This is a genomic window from Pseudomonas sp. B20(2017) (assembly GCF_002113125.1).
Lineage (GTDB): Bacteria > Pseudomonadota > Gammaproteobacteria > Pseudomonadales > Pseudomonadaceae > Aquipseudomonas.
Genome location: NZ_NEJP01000002.1, coordinates 140,760 through 158,562, shown reverse-complemented (window position 1 = coordinate 158,562; position 17,803 = coordinate 140,760). Strand labels below are relative to the sequence as shown.

13 protein-coding genes are annotated in these 17,803 nt (G+C 55.2%); 7 read left to right on the top strand and 6 right to left on the bottom strand.

All coding sequences use genetic code 11. From position 1 onward, the window contains the following. Positions 1-144: 144 nt before the first annotated feature. Together CAF63_RS03760 and CAF63_RS03755 are read left to right on the top strand one after the other, a co-directional pair. On the top strand, positions 145-5,025 hold the full coding sequence (locus CAF63_RS03760; RefSeq protein ID WP_085683463.1) for a glycoside hydrolase family 99-like domain-containing protein: 4,881 nt from the start codon (positions 145-147) through the stop codon (positions 5,023-5,025). A 265-nt stretch (positions 5,026-5,290) separates the two neighbouring features. Then, positions 5,291-6,271 (top strand): NAD-dependent epimerase/dehydratase family protein, encoded by a 981-nt coding sequence (locus tag CAF63_RS03755; RefSeq protein WP_085683462.1) that lies wholly within the window; start codon positions 5,291-5,293, stop codon positions 6,269-6,271. A gap of 56 nt (positions 6,272-6,327) precedes the next feature. On the opposite strand, the gene CAF63_RS03750 is transcribed toward CAF63_RS03755, so the two are convergent. From CAF63_RS03750 to cysC, 3 genes are all read right to left on the bottom strand, one after another. Next, positions 6,328-7,101: an SGNH/GDSL hydrolase family protein gene (locus CAF63_RS03750; protein ID WP_178081260.1), complete on the bottom strand. Its 774-nt coding sequence runs from the start codon at positions 7,099-7,101 to the stop codon at positions 6,328-6,330. 134 nt (positions 7,102-7,235) lie between these two features. Further along, positions 7,236-8,618: an FAD/NAD(P)-binding protein gene (locus CAF63_RS03745; RefSeq protein WP_085683461.1), complete on the bottom strand. Its 1,383-nt coding sequence runs from the start codon at positions 8,616-8,618 to the stop codon at positions 7,236-7,238. Beyond that, positions 8,615-9,208 (bottom strand): adenylyl-sulfate kinase, encoded by a 594-nt coding sequence (cysC, locus tag CAF63_RS03740; RefSeq protein ID WP_085683460.1) that lies wholly within the window; start codon positions 9,206-9,208, stop codon positions 8,615-8,617. The genes CAF63_RS03745 and cysC overlap by 4 nt, the downstream gene beginning before the upstream one ends. Positions 9,209-9,552: 344 nt before the next feature. Here cysC and CAF63_RS03735 point away from each other — a divergent pair, with 344 nt between their 5' ends. The 4 genes from CAF63_RS03735 to fabF all read left to right on the top strand — a co-directional run bounded on the left by CAF63_RS03735 (position 9,553) and on the right by fabF (position 14,309). Then, complete coding sequence (locus tag CAF63_RS03735; RefSeq protein ID WP_085683459.1) at positions 9,553-11,547, top strand: nucleoside-diphosphate sugar epimerase/dehydratase; 1,995 nt, start codon at positions 9,553-9,555, stop codon at positions 11,545-11,547. Between the two features lie 110 nt (positions 11,548-11,657). After that, on the top strand, positions 11,658-11,993 hold the full coding sequence (locus tag CAF63_RS03730) for a helix-hairpin-helix domain-containing protein (RefSeq protein WP_085683458.1): 336 nt from the start codon (positions 11,658-11,660) through the stop codon (positions 11,991-11,993). Positions 11,994-12,207: 214 nt separating this feature from the next. After that, positions 12,208-13,002, top strand: coding sequence for an SDR family oxidoreductase (locus CAF63_RS03725; RefSeq protein WP_085683457.1), 795 nt, complete (start codon positions 12,208-12,210; stop codon positions 13,000-13,002). 32 nt (positions 13,003-13,034) lie between these two features. Beyond that, on the top strand, positions 13,035-14,309 hold the full coding sequence (gene fabF, locus CAF63_RS03720; protein ID WP_085683456.1) for a beta-ketoacyl-ACP synthase II: 1,275 nt from the start codon (positions 13,035-13,037) through the stop codon (positions 14,307-14,309). Here the strand turns inward: fabF and CAF63_RS03715 are convergent. Continuing rightward, positions 14,306-14,863: a TetR/AcrR family transcriptional regulator gene (locus tag CAF63_RS03715; protein WP_007950936.1), complete on the bottom strand. Its 558-nt coding sequence runs from the start codon at positions 14,861-14,863 to the stop codon at positions 14,306-14,308. The genes fabF and CAF63_RS03715 overlap by 4 nt on opposite strands. A gap of 175 nt (positions 14,864-15,038) precedes the next feature. Here CAF63_RS03715 and CAF63_RS03710 point away from each other — a divergent pair, with 175 nt between their 5' ends. After that, positions 15,039-15,890 (top strand): DUF1989 domain-containing protein, encoded by an 852-nt coding sequence (locus CAF63_RS03710; protein WP_085683455.1) that lies wholly within the window; start codon positions 15,039-15,041, stop codon positions 15,888-15,890. A 46-nt stretch (positions 15,891-15,936) separates the two neighbouring features. Here CAF63_RS03710 and CAF63_RS03705 read toward each other — a convergent pair whose 3' ends face one another. Then, on the bottom strand, positions 15,937-16,104 hold the full coding sequence (locus CAF63_RS03705; protein ID WP_085683454.1) for a DUF2897 family protein: 168 nt from the start codon (positions 16,102-16,104) through the stop codon (positions 15,937-15,939). Between the two features lie 119 nt (positions 16,105-16,223). Beyond that, entirely contained in the window at positions 16,224-17,588 is a 1,365-nt protein-coding gene (gene eat / locus CAF63_RS03700; RefSeq protein ID WP_085683453.1) for an ethanolamine permease, read from the bottom strand. Positions 17,589-17,803: the final 215 nt, after the last annotated feature.

Genomic DNA, 17,803 nt, shown 5'->3' with positions numbered 1-17,803 from the left:
TGATCGGCCGGCGGCTGAAGGAACCAGCCGTTCGCCCGATTCGAAGTTACGAGTCAAACGCGGTGTTGTTGACTTGTGTAATGGAATAATGGACTTGGAAGTTTGATGCTGCGCTGCAGCATATTCATAAGGTTTATGACGTAAATGCTAAATATCAGTGATTGGCCACCAAGTGACGAAGCCGCAGTATTTAACTATCTCCGCTGGAGTGGCTATCGTTCGGAGCAGCACAAGCTCTTTTACGTAAGCACCCCGAAAGTTGCATGTACATCCCTTAAATGGTGGTTTGCTTCGCTGGTAGGCTGCTCGAAGGCGCTTAGCGAGATCACTGATAGTGCTGAAAGCAACCCGGATCAACTCGTCCACGAGATGCACAGGGTTGCGCCGCATGTTACAGGGCTTGCTCCCGCCGAGCTGCGTGAAGCCCTGACGTCGGACTCGTATTTTCGTTTCGCTGTGGTGAGAAACCCTTACAAGCGAATTTTTTCGGCGTGGCAGTCGAAGTTGCTGTTGCAGGAACCACAGCAGGTTGGGCCTTATCTTCAGCGTGATTTTTATCACCAGCCGCTCAGAGACGCTAATGATATTGCCTTGGCATTTGAGGGCTTTCTTGAGCATCTTGCCAGTCAGGAAGCGCCAACCTACTGGGACCAGCATTGGACGCCTCAGGTCATGTTGCTGCGTCCTGATCTAATCAGCTACACCGTACTGGCCAAAATTGAAGAGGCTCCTCGGCTTAGTAAAGCGTTGGCCGAGCACTTGGGTGAATTTATTCCCGACCCCTTCGCCGACCGTCGTGCAAATGAAAGTCTGATTCCCTATCTTCCCGAGTTCGTGACAGAGCGCAGTGCCAGTTTGATCCGGACTTTGTACGCCGAGGATTTTGCGGTATTGGGTTACGACACCGAGCCGCCGAAAGCCAAGGAAACGTTTACGAATGATGAATTGATGCTTGCTTTGCGAGCGATCAAGCTAATCAGAGGGCGCCACCAATCCCTCGGCGAACGCAGCGCACGTATTGTTGCCCTGGGTCAGACGGTGGCCACGCTTGAGGCGAAAATCGGTTCGCTGGACGCTTACGCCGCTGAAAGTGCAACGCAGATCACCGAATTTCGTCTTGTTGCGGAAAAACGTGAGGCCGAAATCGACAAGCTCACCCGCCAGATCGACAACCTGAAGACTCAGCTTGTTGTGGGTGAGGAAGAGATTGCCAGGATTCAGCTGCAAAAAGATGCTGAAGTGGCTGCCGCCCGACAAGAGCTGCAGAAAGCCTATGAGTCTCGCTCATGGCGGGTAACGTTGCCACTGCGCAGAAGCGGTGTGCTGGCTCGTCGGACATTGCGCCGGTTGAGCAATACCTCACTGGGCAAGGCAATTCAGGTCCTGAGAGAACGTCGCGCGCGGGGTGATGACTCCGCTATCAGTCTGTTGGGCGCCAGTGAGCTGTTTGATAAGAGCTACTACCTTACACAGAATCCTGACGTTAAAGATCAGGGCGTCGATCCACTCTTGCACTATCTTAATGATGGGTGGAAGGAGGGGCGTAACCCTTCCGCTTTGTTCAGTAACGAAAAATACCTCCGAGACTATCCGGATGTTGCCGCTGCTGCTGTAAATCCGCTGGTTCACTATCTGAGCAACGGCCGGTTGGAAGGGCGCTCTATCGCTGGCCATGTCCGTACCTGGACGCGGAAAAAACGTGTAGAGGCAGAGGCCAGGCCTATTGTTTTCCAACAGGTCTCTCCGGAAATCATTGCGGCACAAGCTGAAGCCATCAGAAATTCTGGAATGTTTGATGCCGATTATTATCTGGCGATGTATCCAGAGCTGAAGAAACTCAACCTGGATCCGATTCGCCACTATTGCGGATTCGGCTGGTATGAAGGAAAAAACCCTTCCGATGATTTTGATACTGTTGGCTATCTTGAGACGTATAAGGATATCCAGGCAGCTAATATAAATCCGTTCTGGCACTACGTTGTTTCGGGTGCTTCGGAGCAGCGGATTACGGTGCCTGGTGCGGTCATTCGTTATGAAGATGACGTCCGTTTCGGTTTTTCCGGGAGCAGCATTAAACTTTTTGCTCTATATGTTTTGCCGCATTGGGACAAGTTGCGCGACGCGCGTTCTTCTTCCAAGGGTGGGGCTCAGTTGCTGCCGAATGACTATCTCGGATTTTATGATCCACTCGACAGCGAGGTGTTGGAAAAACAAGTCCGTTTGGCCAAAAGTCACGGGCTTTACGGCTTTTGTTTCCAATGGGATAGTCCTGCTGGTGCTGATTGTCCACAACAGCCTGTGGAAGTATTTCTCGATCACAAGAACATTGACTTCCAATTTTGCGTCCGAATTTCAGCGCAAGAAGAAAACTTGCCTGCTCGTCTGCGAGAAGCTGTTCGTGATCGGCGATATCTGCGTGTCGAAGGGCGTCCGGTGGTTGTTGTCGAATGCTCGACACCCAACAATTTCGAGGCGCTCATCGACTTACGCGATCGACTTTCCCAGCTATACATCAAGGCCTATCTGATTGCTCAATCGGCACAGGTTGACGATGGCATCTGGAACGAAAAACTGTCTCAGCTATGCGATGCCGTTCTGGACCTGCCTGTGGAGCCTCTCAAGGGTGAAATCGGCACTTTTTCGCCACAACAGAAGAACGGGATTGCCGCTGTTCCCTATTCGGTCATAGTGGCGAATGGCATCACGCGAGGGGAAAATGCCCAGTCGCGCTCTTTCCCTGTTTTCAACGGTATTACTCTGGCCAGGGATGAGTCTGCATACGCTGCAAAGTCGCCGCTGGTGTACACACGCTTTTGTGCTCGCGAGTACCGTCGCTGGCTGGATGCTGCGATCACCAGTACCAAGACCAGGCACTCGAAGGATCGGCAGCTGGTGTTCGTCAATGCCTGGAACGACTGGAGTCGCGGGCTGTTTCTGGAACCTGACAGAGTTGCAGGTTTTGGTCGCGTCAATGAGACAAGTCGCGGCTTGCTGGCAATCAAGTCGAAGACGTTAATGCCTAAAGTTTCGGTGATTGTGCCGAATTATAACCATGAGCGTTTTCTGCGTAAGCGTCTGGACAGTATCTATGGCCAAACCTACCGGAATTTTGAAGTCATCTTGATGGATGACTGTTCGTCTGACGAAAGCCGCTCGGTATTGAACGAGTATGCGCAAAAGTTCCCAGATGTAACGACCACATTGTTCAATGACACCAATTCCGGTGGTGTTTTCAGACAATGGTCCAAAGGTATCAAAGCGGCGACCGGCGATCTCGTGTGGGTTGCCGAGAGCGACGATTACTGCGATGAAAACTTTCTTCAGGCACTTGTGCGTTGTTTTGATGATGAAGCAGTCATGCTCGCCTACGCTCGCTGCGAGTTTGTCACCAGCGATGAAGTCGTTCAGGAAGGCGAATTCCATAAGTACGTGAGTGACCTGGAGTGCGCAGAGAAGTGGGCGGAATCGTATGTAGATACTGCTCACAATGAAGTGCGCTACGCATTGGGGATCAAAAATACGATTCCTAATGCCAGCGGTGTTGTATTCAAACGTCCTGTAGATCTGCCTTTGCTCGATGATGAAGAGTGGCTGTCCATGCGAGTGGCTGGCGACTGGGTTTTTTACCTTCATCTGATTCGCGGTGGCAAGGTTGCCTATTCGGTAGACGGTACCAACTTTTTCCGTCGTTACGTTGGCAGCGCTGCCCAGCAGACCTATCAGCGAGAGGTCTTTTATCGAGAACTCGGTATCGCCAGCCGCACCGTACAGGCGTTGTACAACGTACCGCTTTCGGTGCTCGAGCTTTGTGAGGAAAGTAGTCGGCGACTTTACGACATCAACGTCAACAACTCTCAAGAGGAGTTCTACGCCTGGTATGGTCGCGATGCTATTTTTGCGGCGCGTGCCAACCGAACTCCGAACATTATGGTGTCAACCATTGGTTTCTACCCGGGTGGCGCGGAAATTCTGCCAATACGCCTGGCGAACGAATTCAAGCGTCAAGGATACTCGGTGATCCTGCTGAGTGCCGGCCTGACGGCGCGCGAGGACGGGGTTCGCCGTATGTTGCGCGCGGATGTACCGCTGGTCGAAACAAATGATCTTGATGAGGTCAAGTCGCTAATCAGCGAGTTTGGTATCGAAGCCTTGAATAGTCATCAATGGCATATTCAGAAGTATCCGATAAGCCTGCCTGGAGTGTTTTCGCAGTTAGGCTCTCATGTTGCATCGTTGCACGGCATGATTGAGCACGGCGACGCTTTCGCGGTGACTGAGGAGCAACTCAAAGCGGCAAATCGAGAGGTGACTACCTGGGTTTATACCGCTGAGAAGAATATTGGTCCGTTCGTGAATTTCTCGCTATATGAGGAAGACTCCGGGCGTTTCATCAAAGTGCCTAATGGCCTTCAGCCTCCTACCGTCGTGCCAGTCGAGCGTGAGCAGTTGGGCATTGCGCAGGACGCTTTCGTACTTTGCTGCGTCAGTCGGGCAATACCTGACAAAGGCTGGGACGAAGCCATTGAGGCCGTAACCCTGGCGCGCGCGCTTTCGGGAGTGGACATACGTTTATTACTGGTCGGTAACGGGCCTGTGTATGACGAATATTGCCGCGTTGGCGTACCTGACTTTGTCTGCCTGACCGGATTCAGCAAGGACTCGGTCGGACATTACGCGGCGGCCGACATGGGCATTATGCTGACCAAATTCAAGTCCGAGAGCTTTCCTCTGACTATCGTTGACTGTCTCTTCGCGGGTAAGCCCTACATCGCGTCCGAAGTCGGCGACATTCGAAACATGCTGACAATTGGAGATCAGATCGCCGGTGAGGTGATCGCCCTTGAAGATTGGGAAGTACCGATCGAGCAGGCTGCAAAAGTGATCGCCGGTTTTGCTAGCGACAACGCAAAGTACCGCGAGGCGTTCGGGCGGGTGAAAGAGGTTTCCAATCGCTATCGAATCGATGCGGTCGCGGCGCAGTACGTTCGTTTGTTCGAGCGCGATATCAAAGCCCGACAGGAGTGACCAGGCTGGTTGCGAGTCTGTACCGGTTCGCCGTCAGATTTTCAGACGACGTTGGGAGAATTGAGGCCAGCATGCGGGGGCTTGGGTCAAGGGCAGTCAGGCCCAGGCCCGTCATGCGCAACCTCACCTGCGAGTTGCTTTGTTCTGCCTGGGTTGTCACTGCTACATTTTTTATTTGCAGCGCTTTGAACGGGCTGATCTGCGCAGTGCTTGGCCAGCTGCTCACTCCCAAGCAAATCAAGCCTCTAAAGCATTGGAGACTACATTGAACACATCCGAGAACACCTCGACATCCTCAGGATTGCGGACGTTGGTATTGGGCGGTCGCGGCTTCATCGGTACCCACCTGATAGAGGCATTGCTGGAGCAGGGGCATGCTGTGCGCTGCTTTGATCGGCCTAACGTTGTGGCGCTTGGTGAATCGCACACAGCGGATACACGTTTCGAGTTGTATGAAGGCGACTTCACCAGTGAGGCCGATATAACCGAAGCGTTAAGAGACTGTGATGTCTGTTACCACCTTGTGTCGACGACGTTGCCTAAATCATCGAACGCAGACCCAGTGTTTGATATTGAGAGTAATCTCGTGGGAACCATTCGCTTGTTGAACCTCGCCGTCGAGGCCGGTATCAAGAAGATCGTTTTCGTGTCATCGGGAGGAACCGTTTACGGTGATCCCCTGCAGGTGCCGATTCCCGAAACGCATCCTACTGATCCTGCGTGTTCGTACGGGATTGCGAAATTGGCAATCGAGAAATATCTGGCACTTTTTCATCGCCTGCATGGCCTTGATTACACCGTCTTGCGATTGGCCAATCCGTATGGAGAAGGGCAGCGAACCCATTCCAGCCAAGGTGCTGTCGCAGTTTTTCTGGGTAAAGTCCTGCGCGGTGAACCCATTGAAATCTGGGGCGATGGGTCGGTGGTTCGTGACTACATTCATGTCGCTGATGTTGTGCAAGCCTTGCTGGCGTCTATTGAGTGCTCTGCCGATGAACACGTGTTCAATATTGGCTCTGGTCATGGGCACAGTTTGAATGAGTTGCTGGATGCGATTGAAAAGATTACGGGACGTGAGGCGAATCGGCAGTACATGGCCGCCCGAGGGTTTGACGTGCCTGTGAGTGTTTTGTGCATCGAGCGAGCCAAGCGTTCGTTGGGATGGACGCCTGCCGTCACCTTCGAGCAGGGGCTCGAGCGGTTTGTGCAATGGCTGGAAGAGAGCCCATCCTCAAGAATTGCGTGAGAGGCGTGCGCCGATTCGCGGCTGCTGTCAGCTAATCGAACAAACCCGTTGAGTGATCAACGGGTTTTTTTATTCCTGCGAAGAAATGTTCTCACTAGATTACCAATGAATGAGGTGTTTTCAGCAGGGGGCGCGATGGCAGTTTCTGGTTCAGCAGCAAGTTGTTTGTCGGTTTTGCTGTGCAGCAGCACAGGCTTTAGAAGGGGTTCTATCATCTTCGCGTGCGCTGTCTGATCATAGTGATGGTCGTTGGGGTCCGGGTTGCGTAGGGTTTCTTTAAGCTGACCCAACTCATCAGTGGAAAGCTCATCAAAGTTCAGGTGGCTTATGCCTGTTTTAAGGCAAAAATTTTCCATGAGCGAGTTGAACTCTTTAGTCAGTTGCGTCCGTTGGGACAGGGAAGCGGTTACTTCTTTTCGCAAGTTGGCAACATCTCCCCACTGCATGTCGTCACGGATAGTCGGAAGAGGAGTGCTGATGCAGATCACTTGAAATTTCTTCGCTATATCCCGCAGCAGGTTTTGGTAATTGCCAACGGCTTGCGCCAACATTTGCTCGACGGAGCTGCCATATTTTTGTGCCCGGTACCAAATTACAAACCCTGTATCGACCTCACCCAGCATTACGATGACTGTGTTTGCGGTGGTGGCTTGCAGTGCGGCGAGATATTGCGGCATGGCTTGAGTGACGGCATTCGGATTCTTCAATCCGGATACCGTAGCTCCGCCGACGGATATGACCTCGAAGGAATGTTCGGGAAACAAGCCTCTCATTTGTTCGGAGCTGAAAACCAAAGCGTGAGAGTCGCCGAGCACGAGTACAGAGTTCATTGTCCGTTTGGATCCTGATGGAGTTTCTTAGAGATCAACCTGAAGCAGCCGGCTTAGAGAGGGACTCGATCCAGGGTACGCGCACGTAACGTTTGGGCGTCAATGTGCTGGCGTTCCCTGGGGGCGTGGCAGGCTCAAGGTTGTTTGAATTTACCGGATATCCGTCTGGCCAGTGCGCTCGCGTGCACGCGCAGTTCGGGAACTGCGGTGGCTTCCCACAGTTCGGCTTTGAGCATCGGCCCGACATAACTAAGCCACGAGGATGGGTTGCCGTTTTTGCTTTGTACGCAGAGATGCTCATTGACGAGCAAGCCCAAGCCAAGGTCGTCGACAGTTATCAGCCCGTCGCTGATCAATTGCTGGATCAGCGATTCATCAATCAGGTTCGGATTGGAGTTCGGTCCTGTGCAATTGATGATACGATCAATCTGCAGTTTCTCTACATCATGACGACCGCGTCGCTGTAAGGTGATCAGCGTTTTTCCATCGCCTGTCTCAATCGAGCGGATACGCCCGGCGATGGGAATGATTTTTTTGCGGTTGACTGCGTCCGCAAAAAAATCATGGGTTTGCGGTGCTACGCGATGGCGGTGAACATCCCAATAGGGTTGCAGGTGGCGAAGAAACCGTCTGCGCTCCTTCGTCTGCAGGCGCATCCACAGTCGAGAGGTAATCGGGCGAATAGCAGCTACAACATCGCGCCAGTTTAGTCCGAGCGCTTTCCCCGCTTCAACTTGCGCCTTGAGGGTTCGCAAGTAACTCAAGACCGTCGGTTCAGCATTGAGCATTTCATCGCGCCAAGACGTCGGTGGCTGCTGCCCGCTCTTGTGAGCCCGGTGTGACAGTGGCATTAGTCCGCGGCGCGAGAGCAGGTATATCTGACCTGCATCGCTGACTTTTCCAAGACTTGAGACCACGTCAAGTGCAGTCAGGCCACTTCCGATCAGTAGAACCGATTCACTTTGCTTGTCCGAGTCGGTCACTGATCCAGCCCACGGATTGGCGACGTAGTACGGCGATTCGAGCAGGCTCGTCAGTGCTGCCGGCGTACGCGGCGGGAAGTGGCCGAATGCCAAAATGACCTGATCGGCCAAGACCGTCTTGCCTCCAGACAGTTTTATCTGAGCACCTTGCTCCTGGGGTTTGAGTGACACGACTTCTGCGCAGATACGTTCAACCGCAATATGGCTTTTGGTATCTCTTTCGGCACTTTCCAGTAGCGAAGCAAGATAATCGCCATACAGTTTTCTGGATACAAACGAACTGGAGGTCGTATCGGGAATGAGAGCCTGGCAGTAGTTCAGAAACGAGTCTGGATCATCGACGAGCGCGCTCATATTGCCTGCCGGGACATTCAGCAGGTGTTTTGAACTGCTGGTGCCATACGCCAAGCCCCGCGCAACTGCGCCAGATCTATTGATGATGATCAGTCGAGTGTCTTCGGGGGCGGAACGCAGAAACTCGATGGCGGCAACCGTTCCACTGAAGCCTGCGCCAATAATGACTAGGGTTTTCATTGGTTCGATTGCTTGTTGATAAAGTCGATGATGCGCCGGGCTGCAGTCGGAAGATCATCTTCCAGAGTGTTGATTTTGATCTGCGGGTTTTCCGGCGGCTCATAGGCCGAGTCGATGCCGGTGAAGTTGGCGATCAATCCCTGGCGAGCTTTTTTGTACAGACCCTTTGGATCCCGGCGTTCGCACTCATTGAGTGGGGTGTCAATGAACACCTCGATGAAATTTTCCGCACCGATGACTTCTCGAGCCAAGGCGCGGTCACGTTTGAACGGAGATATGAAAGCGGTGATAACGATCAATCCGGCATCGATGAAAAGCTTGGAGACTTCGGAGATGCGACGTATGTTTTCGATGCGATCCTTGTCGCTGAATCCGAGGTCATGGCAAAGACCCAACCGGACGTTGTCGCCGTCGAGCAGATAGGTGTGTCGGCCTTCATTGCACAGCGCCAGCTCCAAAGCGTTGGCAACGGATGATTTACCCGCTCCGCTAAGCCCAGTAAGCCAAATAACGGTAGGTCGCTGGTTTTTGATAATGCTGCGACGCTCGGCATCCACGGCGGTTGTGTGAGCTACAAGATTTTCGGACATGATTTCTCATTAAGCACTGAAAATTGGAAAATGATGTTCGCTGGATGGGAAGACCTTCACGAGTAATGGGATTTCCGTCTCCTGCTCTCCTTGCCAGTGCCTCGGTCGATGCAATGGATTGACCGCGAAGGGATTCGCAAGTCTGAGAGCACTTTACATTTTCGGTAGTTGGGGGATTGTAGCCATGCGCTGGGTAAATTGCTCGCGCAGAATCGGTTGGACTTGGCGGGCGCAGTGTTATCGACGCAGCTGTTGGATCAACTATTCAGCTGATCCTTCAGGTATTGGGAGTAGAATGCCAACCTCGACTGCTGAAGGAGGGAGCTACGTGCTCCAGTGCGTGAATGGATAAGGTGCGGACGGTCTTACTGGGTCTGCCTCGCAAGCAAAAGCGTTTGCTGCAGGTGATTACCGACGTGGTGTTGGTTTGGGTCGCTTTATGGCTCTCTTTCATCGTGCGTTTGGGCGTCGATGATATGTATAACCCGATCGATGCTCATATATGGCTGTTCGCATGCGCGCCAGTTATTGCGATTCCGTTTTTTATACGTTTTGGCATGTACCGTGCTGTCATGCGCTACTTCGGTAACGATGCGCTTATTGCAATCGTAAAGGCTGTCAGTCTTTCTTCATTGATATTGGCCGTGGTCGTTTTCTGGTACAGCAATCATGAGTCCGTAGTACCGCGTTCGATCATCTTCAACTATTGGTGGTTGAGCATGGTCATCATCGGTGGCCTGCGGCTGTGCCTAAGGCAATATTTCATGGGCGACTGGTTCACTGCCGCGCAGCATGTGCCTTTCACCAACCGTGACGATGGGCTGACCAAAGTGGCTATCTACGGTGCCGGAGTCGCTGGTAATCAGCTGGTTGCAGCGCTGCGCATGGGGCGAGTCATGCGTCCGGTGGCATTTATCGATGACGATCCCGGTATATCCGACCGTTCGATTTCCGGGCTGCAAGTGTATAAGCCCAAACACATTCAACAAATGATCGATGTCACCGGGGCTCAGGAAATCCTTTTGGCCCTGCCATCGTCCACCCGGGCGCGACGTCGGGAGATCTTGAATCTTCTTGAAGGTTTTCCACTGCATGTGCGAAGCGTGCCCAATTTCACCGATCTTGCCAGCGGTCGAGTCAAAGTTGAGGATATTCAGGAAGTTGATATTGCCGACTTGCTGGGCCGCGATTCCGTGCCTGCGCAACCCGACCTGCTAGCCCGGTGCATCAGCGGCAAAACTGTCATGGTCACTGGGGCGGGGGGGTCGATTGGTTCGGAACTTTGTCGGCAGATCTTTGCGCTTCGGCCAACGACCCTGATTTTGTTCGAACACAGTGAGTTCAATCTTTACAACATCTTGTCGGAACTGGAACAGCGTGCTTCTCGGCAATCGGTGCCGGTCAGGTTGCTGCCGATCCTAGGATCAATTCGCCACCAGGATAAATTGCTGGACGTCATGAAAACCTGGAAGGTCGAGACGGTTTACCATGCTGCGGCCTACAAGCATGTGCCGATGGTGGAGCACAACATTGCTGAAGGTGTGCTGAACAATGTAATCGGCACGCTTAATACCGCTCAGGCTGCCTTGCAGTCCGGTGTTTCAAATTTTGTGCTGATTTCCACGGATAAAGCTGTCCGTCCAACAAACATTATGGGCAGCACCAAGCGCCTTGCGGAATTGACGCTTCAAGCCCTTAGCCGCGAGTTGGCTCCGGTTCTGTTCGGCGACAAAGCCAATGTGTCCCGGGTGAATAAAACTCGTTTCACCATGGTTCGTTTCGGTAACGTGCTGGGTTCTTCAGGTTCAGTGATTCCACTGTTTCACAGCCAGATCAGAACCGGTGGCCCATTGACCGTCACCCATCCGAAAATCACCCGCTATTTCATGACCATCCCCGAGGCGGCGCAACTGGTTATCCAGGCGGGATCAATGGGGCAGGGCGGCGATGTGTTCGTGCTGGATATGGGCGAACCGGTGAAAATCGTCGAACTGGCAGAAAAAATGATTCATCTGTCAGGCTTGAGTATCCGTTCCGAGCGTAATCCTCACGGTGACATTTCCATAGAGTTCACCGGTTTGCGCCCGGGCGAGAAGCTCTACGAAGAGTTGCTGATCGGCGATAATGTCGCCGCTACCTCGCATCCGATGATCATGACGGCCAACGAAGATCATCTGTCTTGGGATGTGCTGAAGGCGCGATTGCATGAGCTGCTGATTGCCGTCGAGAAAGACGACTACTCCCGCGTTCGCCAGCTATTGCGTGAAACCGTGAGCGGCTACACCCCTGACGGCGAAATCGTTGACTGGATCTACCAGCAACGCCGTCTCGAGCCCTGATTGTTTCACATCCTGTAACGGACACGTTTTTGACAGGTGGCCATCGTGATCTAAGTTTGGGGAGCAGCTTCGGAAAAGCTGCTTTCTCAAATGATGATGGAGCGTCACTTATGCGTAGCAGTTACTTTTACTCCCTGGTTTTTGCCTTGCTCACCAGCGCCTCGATCGCGGCGGTTGCGGCGCCTGTGGTCACAGCTGAACCACCGAAAACCTCACAGGTGATGGATGCTGCATCCGTTTCCAAAGGTGGGAAAGTCGATCTCAACGGGGCAGATGCGGCGACGCTGCAAAAGGAGCTGGCAGGCGTGGGTGAGGCGAAGGCGAATGCCATTGTTGCGTATCGCGAAACAAATGGTCCATTTGCGTCGGTGGATGAACTGCTCGAAGTGAAGGGTATCGGCAAGGCGATTCTGGATCGTAATCGCGACAAGCTGGAAGTGAACTAAGCTGATTGTTCAACGCCAGAGGGCCGGTCATTGACCGGCCCTTTTTGCTTCCAGGTGGAGCACAACGCAGGAGAGCGACAGCCTTTCCGTCGGGGAGTGGAAAATTATGACTATCATATTGTCTTGAGATTATGCCTATAATAATTTCAGTCGCCACTGAAGCCTTCTGCTTTTCAGCGGTCGTTCATTCCTCACGCATCTCAGGAGTATCGTCATGAATTCCCCGAAATCTCAAGGTACGGCGCTGGTCACGGGCGCTTCTTCCGGCATTGGAGCGGTGTACGCCGAGCGATTGGCGGCGCGTGGTTTCGATCTGCTGCTGGTCGCTCGTGACAAGGAGCGTCTGGAATCGGCTGCGAGCAAGCTGCGAGACGCCCACGGCGTTCAGGTTGAAGTGCTCAAGGCCGACCTGACGAAAAAGGATGATGTGATCAAGCTTGAGCAGCGTCTGCGCAGCGATTCCAGTATCAGCCTGCTAGTCAACAACGCTGGCGTTGCGGTCAATGGATTACTGGCCAACGCCGACCCGGACGAGCTGGAAAAACTGATTCAGTTGAACGTTACGACCCTGACCCGACTCGCCGCCTCTGCCGCTGCAGCGTTCACCCAGGCCGGGCGCGGCACGATCATCAACATTGCGTCCGTGGTTGCCCTGTTCCCCGAGCGTTTCAACGCCACCTACAGCGCCAGCAAGGCTTACGTGCTGAGCCTGACTCAATCGCTCAATACCGAACTCGAAGGCACCGGGGTCAAGGTGCAAGCGGTATTGCCCGGTGTGACCCGCACCGAAATCTGGGAGCGCTCCGGTTTTGATACCAGCGGCATTCCGGCGGAAATGGTCATGGAAGCGGGCGAGATGGTCGATGCTGCGTTGTCTGGTCTGGATCAGGGCGAACTGGTCACCATTCCTTCGCTGCCTGATGCGGGCGAGTGGCAAGCCTTTGTTGCCGCGCGTCTGGTGATGGCGCCCAACCTGTCCCACAGTTCGGCGGCCAGCCGTTACAAGTAAACGATTTTCGAGTTACGAGAGGTCAACCCGATATGGATCAGCGTCGAGTAGTTGTCACGGGTATGGGCCTGGTATCGCCCTTGGGAAGCGGCGTCGAAGTCGTCTGGCAGCGCTTGCTGGCCGGGCGTTCGGGATTGCGGAACCTGCCGGAAGCGGTAATTGCCGATCTGCCGACCCGGGTCGGTGGCGTGGTGCCGACGATGGAGGAGGACGCCGAAGCAGGTTTCGACCCGGATCGTGCCACGCCACCCAAAGAACAGAAGAAAATGGACCGCTTCATTCTGTTCGCGATGGAGGCCGCACGGCAGGCGCTTGAACAGGCCGGCTGGCATCCGACCGAATCCCAAGCTCAGGAGCGCACCGCGACCATCATCGGCTCCGGTGTCGGCGGCTTCGGTGCGATTGCCGATGCGGTGCGCACCACCGACAGCCGTGGCCCGCGACGCTTGTCGCCGTTCACCATCCCGTCGTTTCTGGTCAACCTCGCGGCGGGGCATGTCTCGATCCAGCATGGTCTCAAGGGGCCGCTCGGCGCACCGGTTACCGCTTGTGCTGCAGGAGTGCAGGCGATTGGTGACGCGGCGCGATTGATTCGCTCCGGCGAAGCCGATATAGCGGTATGCGGCGGCGCAGAAGCCTGCATCGACCGTGTCAGCCTTGCCGGTTTCGCGGCGGCGCGGGCCTTGTCCAGTGCCTATAACGACACGCCTGAGCGCGCCTCACGTCCGTTCGACAGCGGGCGTGACGGTTTCGTGATGGGCGAGGGCGCCGGTCTGCTGGTTATCGAGTCACTGGACCATGCCTTGGCACGAGGTGCGCAACCGCTGGCCGAACTGGTGGGATATGGCACCAGCGCCGACGCCTATCACCTGACCGCCGGGCCGGAAGACGGCAGCGGTGCGCGGCGGGCGATGACACTGGCGCTGGCCCAGGCCGGCATCACGCCGGGTCAGGTGCAGCATCTGAACGCGCATGCAACTTCGACACCGGTTGGCGATCTGGGTGAACTGGCGGCGATCAAGTCGGTGTTTGGCGCGGAGAAAAAAATCGCGGTGGCGTCAACCAAGTCCGCCACCGGGCATTTACTTGGAGCTGCCGGCGGTCTCGAAGCGATCTTCACGTTGCTGGCGATTCGCGATCAGATCGTTCCGCCAACGCTCAACTTCGACAATCCTGATCCGGCGAGCGAAGGCGTGGACATCGTCCACGGTCAGTCACGGTCGATGCCGATCGAATATGCACTGTCCAACGGATTCGGCTTCGGTGGGGTCAATGCCAGCGTGCTGTTCAAGCGCTGGCAGGCTTAGTCTTCCGACCTTTTGAGATGTTCGCGGGTGACGTCGAGGATCTGCTGCGCAAATTCAGGATCCGCGACACTGCGTGACAGCAGGAGCGCCCCGGCCAGTGTCGCCATTATGACGATGCTGCGCTCGGCGGCGTTCTCGCCTTCAAGGGTGCCTTCGATTTGGTCCAGGCGAGCCTTGAGCACTTCATCGCTGGTCGGGCTCGGCTGCCCGCGTAGCCCCAGTTCCGAAGAAATGGTCAACAGCGGGCAGCCTTCATGAGGTGAGGTCTGGTGCCATTCGGAGAGGTACGTATCGATGAAGGCTTCCAGTGGTTTTTCCTGGGCGAACAGCTCCTCGCACAAGCCCGCAACCTGATCGCCAGCCGCTTGCAGGGCTTTTTCAACCAACTCGTCCTTCGATTTGAAATGCGAATAAAAGCCGCCATGGGTCAAGCCCAGCGCCTTCATCAGTGGCTGCAGGCCAGTCGCACCAATACCGTCCTTGCGAAATCGTTCGGACGCTTCCTTGATGATGCGCTGATGGGTCTGGGCTTTATGATCCTGCGAGTAACGCATTTAAACTCTCCGCAACAAGACCGCCATCTTAACCAATGCAAATTGAATGGTGACTGTACTTCTACTTCTAAAAAGCCTGCCGATGAATCCAACAAGTTCGTAACAACCATAAACGGTTGGCACGGATAGTGGTTGCAGCTTGCAAAGTTGCCATCACTTGAGGAGCAGGAGAATCATGTACAAAGACTACCCGGCCGCCTATCAGGTCAGCAAAGGCTCGGCGTTACAGGTCAATACACCTTTCTACGAACGGATTCGCGACCGCAAGGACGGGCGCACGCTGATCGAACAATTCGAAGTACCGATCCGCACCGGGCGTGCCTGGCATGTTCCGGCAGGGCATGTGTTTCGTGTCACCACACCGGTCGGGCCCCAGGTGGGCGATTTCAATGTGTGGAACGCACACGATCCGCGTGAGCGGATGTGGGCGGCGCGCACCCGGCAACTACAGGGCGCGCATGTCAGCACCCACGATCGCCTCTGGTCGAACCTGCCTTTTCTGCGACCTCTGGTGACCATCACCGATGACAGCCTCGCCGACTATGGCATCGACGAGCACGGCGGGCGCCTGCACGATTTGCTCGGCACGCGCTGCGATCCTTATGTGAACAAAATGCTCACCGGCGAGGATTTCCATCATCACTGCCATTCCAACCTGACCCGCGCCGTGTTGCCCCATGGCCTGACCGAGTTCGATGTGCATGACGTGCTGAACATCTTCCAGTGCACCGGCCTGAATCACGATGACCTGTATTTCATGAAGGCCTGCCCGGCACAGAAGGGCGATTACCTGGAGTTCTTCGCCGAAATCGACTTGCTGTGCGCGTTGTCGACCTGTCCGGGTGGTGACTTGTCTTTGGCGATGTGGGGGCCGGACGCACAGGATCCGCTGACCGTGTGCCGCCCGCTCGGGGTGGAAATCTATCGTCTGGACGATGCGCTGCTCGAAGGCTGGAGCCAGCCGGAACGTGCGGCGTACAAAGGCCTGCATGGCTTGCACATTGCCAAGGCTGACTGGGAAAAGTAATCACCACAAAAAACAAACCCCGCCGAATTCAGGCGGGGTTTTTCGTTCAGCGGTCCCGCGCGTCCTTGATGTCCGCTTCGGCATTGCGTTCAGCGACGCGCTTGCGTTGTTCATCGGTCAGTTCGACCTTGTTGGCGGTGTCACGCAACATCATCAGACCGCCGACGATCGAGCCGATTGCAACGACCAGAATCAACCAGGCATACCAGGGCATAACGGCTCTCCTTAAAGACAGGTCGACGGGCGAGGGTTTCGCCGTGCAACGCTGCATACCACTTTGAGCGAAGTGCATTCGCAGTGGTTCCATTCTAGGCCGGTTATGCCCCTGGCGGTTTACAGTCCGGTGAGCATGGCGTCTGCCGGGGCGTTGGCGCGCAATTGGCCGGTCAACAGGAAGTAGCCGAAACCGACTGCCATGAAGCCGAGAAAGATCAGCCCGATCAGCGCATTGAACCAGGCCATCGCCACCAGGCACACCACGGCCAGCACCAGTGCAATCATGGGAACGAGCGGATAGCACGGAGCCCGGAAGGTACGTTCGAGATTCGGTTCGCTGCGGCGCAGTTTGAACAGGCTGAGCATGCTCATGATGTACATCACGATCGCGCCGAACACCGCCATGGTGATCATCGCGGCGGTGAGGGTCATGCCGCCGAGGTTGATCAGGCCGTCACTGTAGATCGCCGCGATACCGATCACTCCGCCGGCGATGATCGCCCGGTGCGGGGTCTGGAAGCGCGACAGCTTTGCCAGCGAGGCGGGCAGGTAACCGGCGCGGGCGAGGGCGAAGAATTGCCGCGAGTAGCCGAGAATGATCCCGTGGAAACTCGCCACCAGCCCGAACAGACCGATCCACACCAGCATGTGCAGCCAGCCGGAGTTGTCACCGACCACGGTTTTCATTGCCTGAGGCAGCGGGTCGTTGATGTTCGACAGGATGCGCCAGTCGCCGACGCCGCCGGCGAAGAACATCACGCCCATGGCCAGCAACACCAGGGTCAGAATACCGCTGATGTAGGCCTTGGGAATCGTGCGTTTCGGGTCCTTGGCTTCTTCGGCCGCCATGGCTGCGCCTTCGATGGCGAGGAAAAACCAGATCGCAAACGGAATCGCCGCGAACATCCCGGCAATCGCAGGAGCACCGAAGATGTCCGAGCCGGCCCAGCCATTGAGCGCAAAGTTGCTGAAACTGAACGCCGGGGCGACCACGCCCATGAACACCAATAGCTCGGCGACGGCCAGGACGCAGACGATCAACTCGAAGGTCGCGGCCAGTTTCACGCCAAGAATATTCAGACCCATGAACACGATGTACGCGCCGACCGCCGCGTGTTTCGGATCAAGTGCCGGGAACTGCACGTTCAGGTACGCGCCAATCGCCAGGGCAATCGCCGGCGGGGCGAAGACGAATTCGATCAGCGTCGCCAGTCCGGCGATCAACCCACCTTTCTCACCGAAGGCGCGGCGACTGTAGGCGAACGGCCCGCCCGCGTGGGGGATCGCCGTGGTCAATTCGGTGAAGCTGAAGATGAAGCAGGTGTACATGGTCGCGACCATAAATGACGTCACCAGAAAGCCCAGTGTCCCCGCGACGCCCCAGCCATAACTCCAGCCGAAATACTCCCCGGAAATCACCAGCCCCACCGCGATGCCCCACAGGTGCAACGTGCCCAGCGTGGGTTTGAGTTGTGTGTTCATGCGTTTGCTCCCTGAACGGTTTGGAAAGCTCGGGGAAGGTCGTGTGCAGTGGGCGTGCCATTTTGTATTGGTGGGTCGTAATAGGCTGAAAGCTGTCGTATCGGGGATGTTCGCGGCGCAATGCCCACAAAATTGTGCGCCAGTTGGGTGCGATGCTGTTTGTGCTGCCGTCTTCGCGGGCAAGCCCGCTCCCACATTTTGAAATGCGCTTGTCC

Coding starts and splice junctions, on each gene's coding strand:
- CAF63_RS03760 (WP_085683463.1), top strand. CDS start 145: ATGCTAAATATCAGTGATTGGCCACCAAGTGACGAAGCCGCAGTATTT.
- CAF63_RS03750 (WP_178081260.1), bottom strand. CDS start 7,101: ATGAACTCTGTACTCGTGCTCGGCGACTCTCACGCTTTGGTTTTCAGC.
- CAF63_RS03745 (WP_085683461.1), bottom strand. CDS start 8,618: ATGAAAACCCTAGTCATTATTGGCGCAGGCTTCAGTGGAACGGTTGCC.
- cysC (WP_085683460.1), bottom strand. CDS start 9,208: ATGTCCGAAAATCTTGTAGCTCACACAACCGCCGTGGATGCCGAGCGT.
- CAF63_RS03735 (WP_085683459.1), top strand. CDS start 9,553: ATGGATAAGGTGCGGACGGTCTTACTGGGTCTGCCTCGCAAGCAAAAG.
- CAF63_RS03730 (WP_085683458.1), top strand. CDS start 11,658: ATGCGTAGCAGTTACTTTTACTCCCTGGTTTTTGCCTTGCTCACCAGC.
- CAF63_RS03725 (WP_085683457.1), top strand. CDS start 12,208: ATGAATTCCCCGAAATCTCAAGGTACGGCGCTGGTCACGGGCGCTTCT.
- fabF (WP_085683456.1), top strand. CDS start 13,035: ATGGATCAGCGTCGAGTAGTTGTCACGGGTATGGGCCTGGTATCGCCC.
- CAF63_RS03715 (WP_007950936.1), bottom strand. CDS start 14,863: ATGCGTTACTCGCAGGATCATAAAGCCCAGACCCATCAGCGCATCATC.
- CAF63_RS03710 (WP_085683455.1), top strand. CDS start 15,039: ATGTACAAAGACTACCCGGCCGCCTATCAGGTCAGCAAAGGCTCGGCG.
- CAF63_RS03705 (WP_085683454.1), bottom strand. CDS start 16,104: ATGCCCTGGTATGCCTGGTTGATTCTGGTCGTTGCAATCGGCTCGATC.
- eat (WP_085683453.1), bottom strand. CDS start 17,588: ATGAACACACAACTCAAACCCACGCTGGGCACGTTGCACCTGTGGGGC.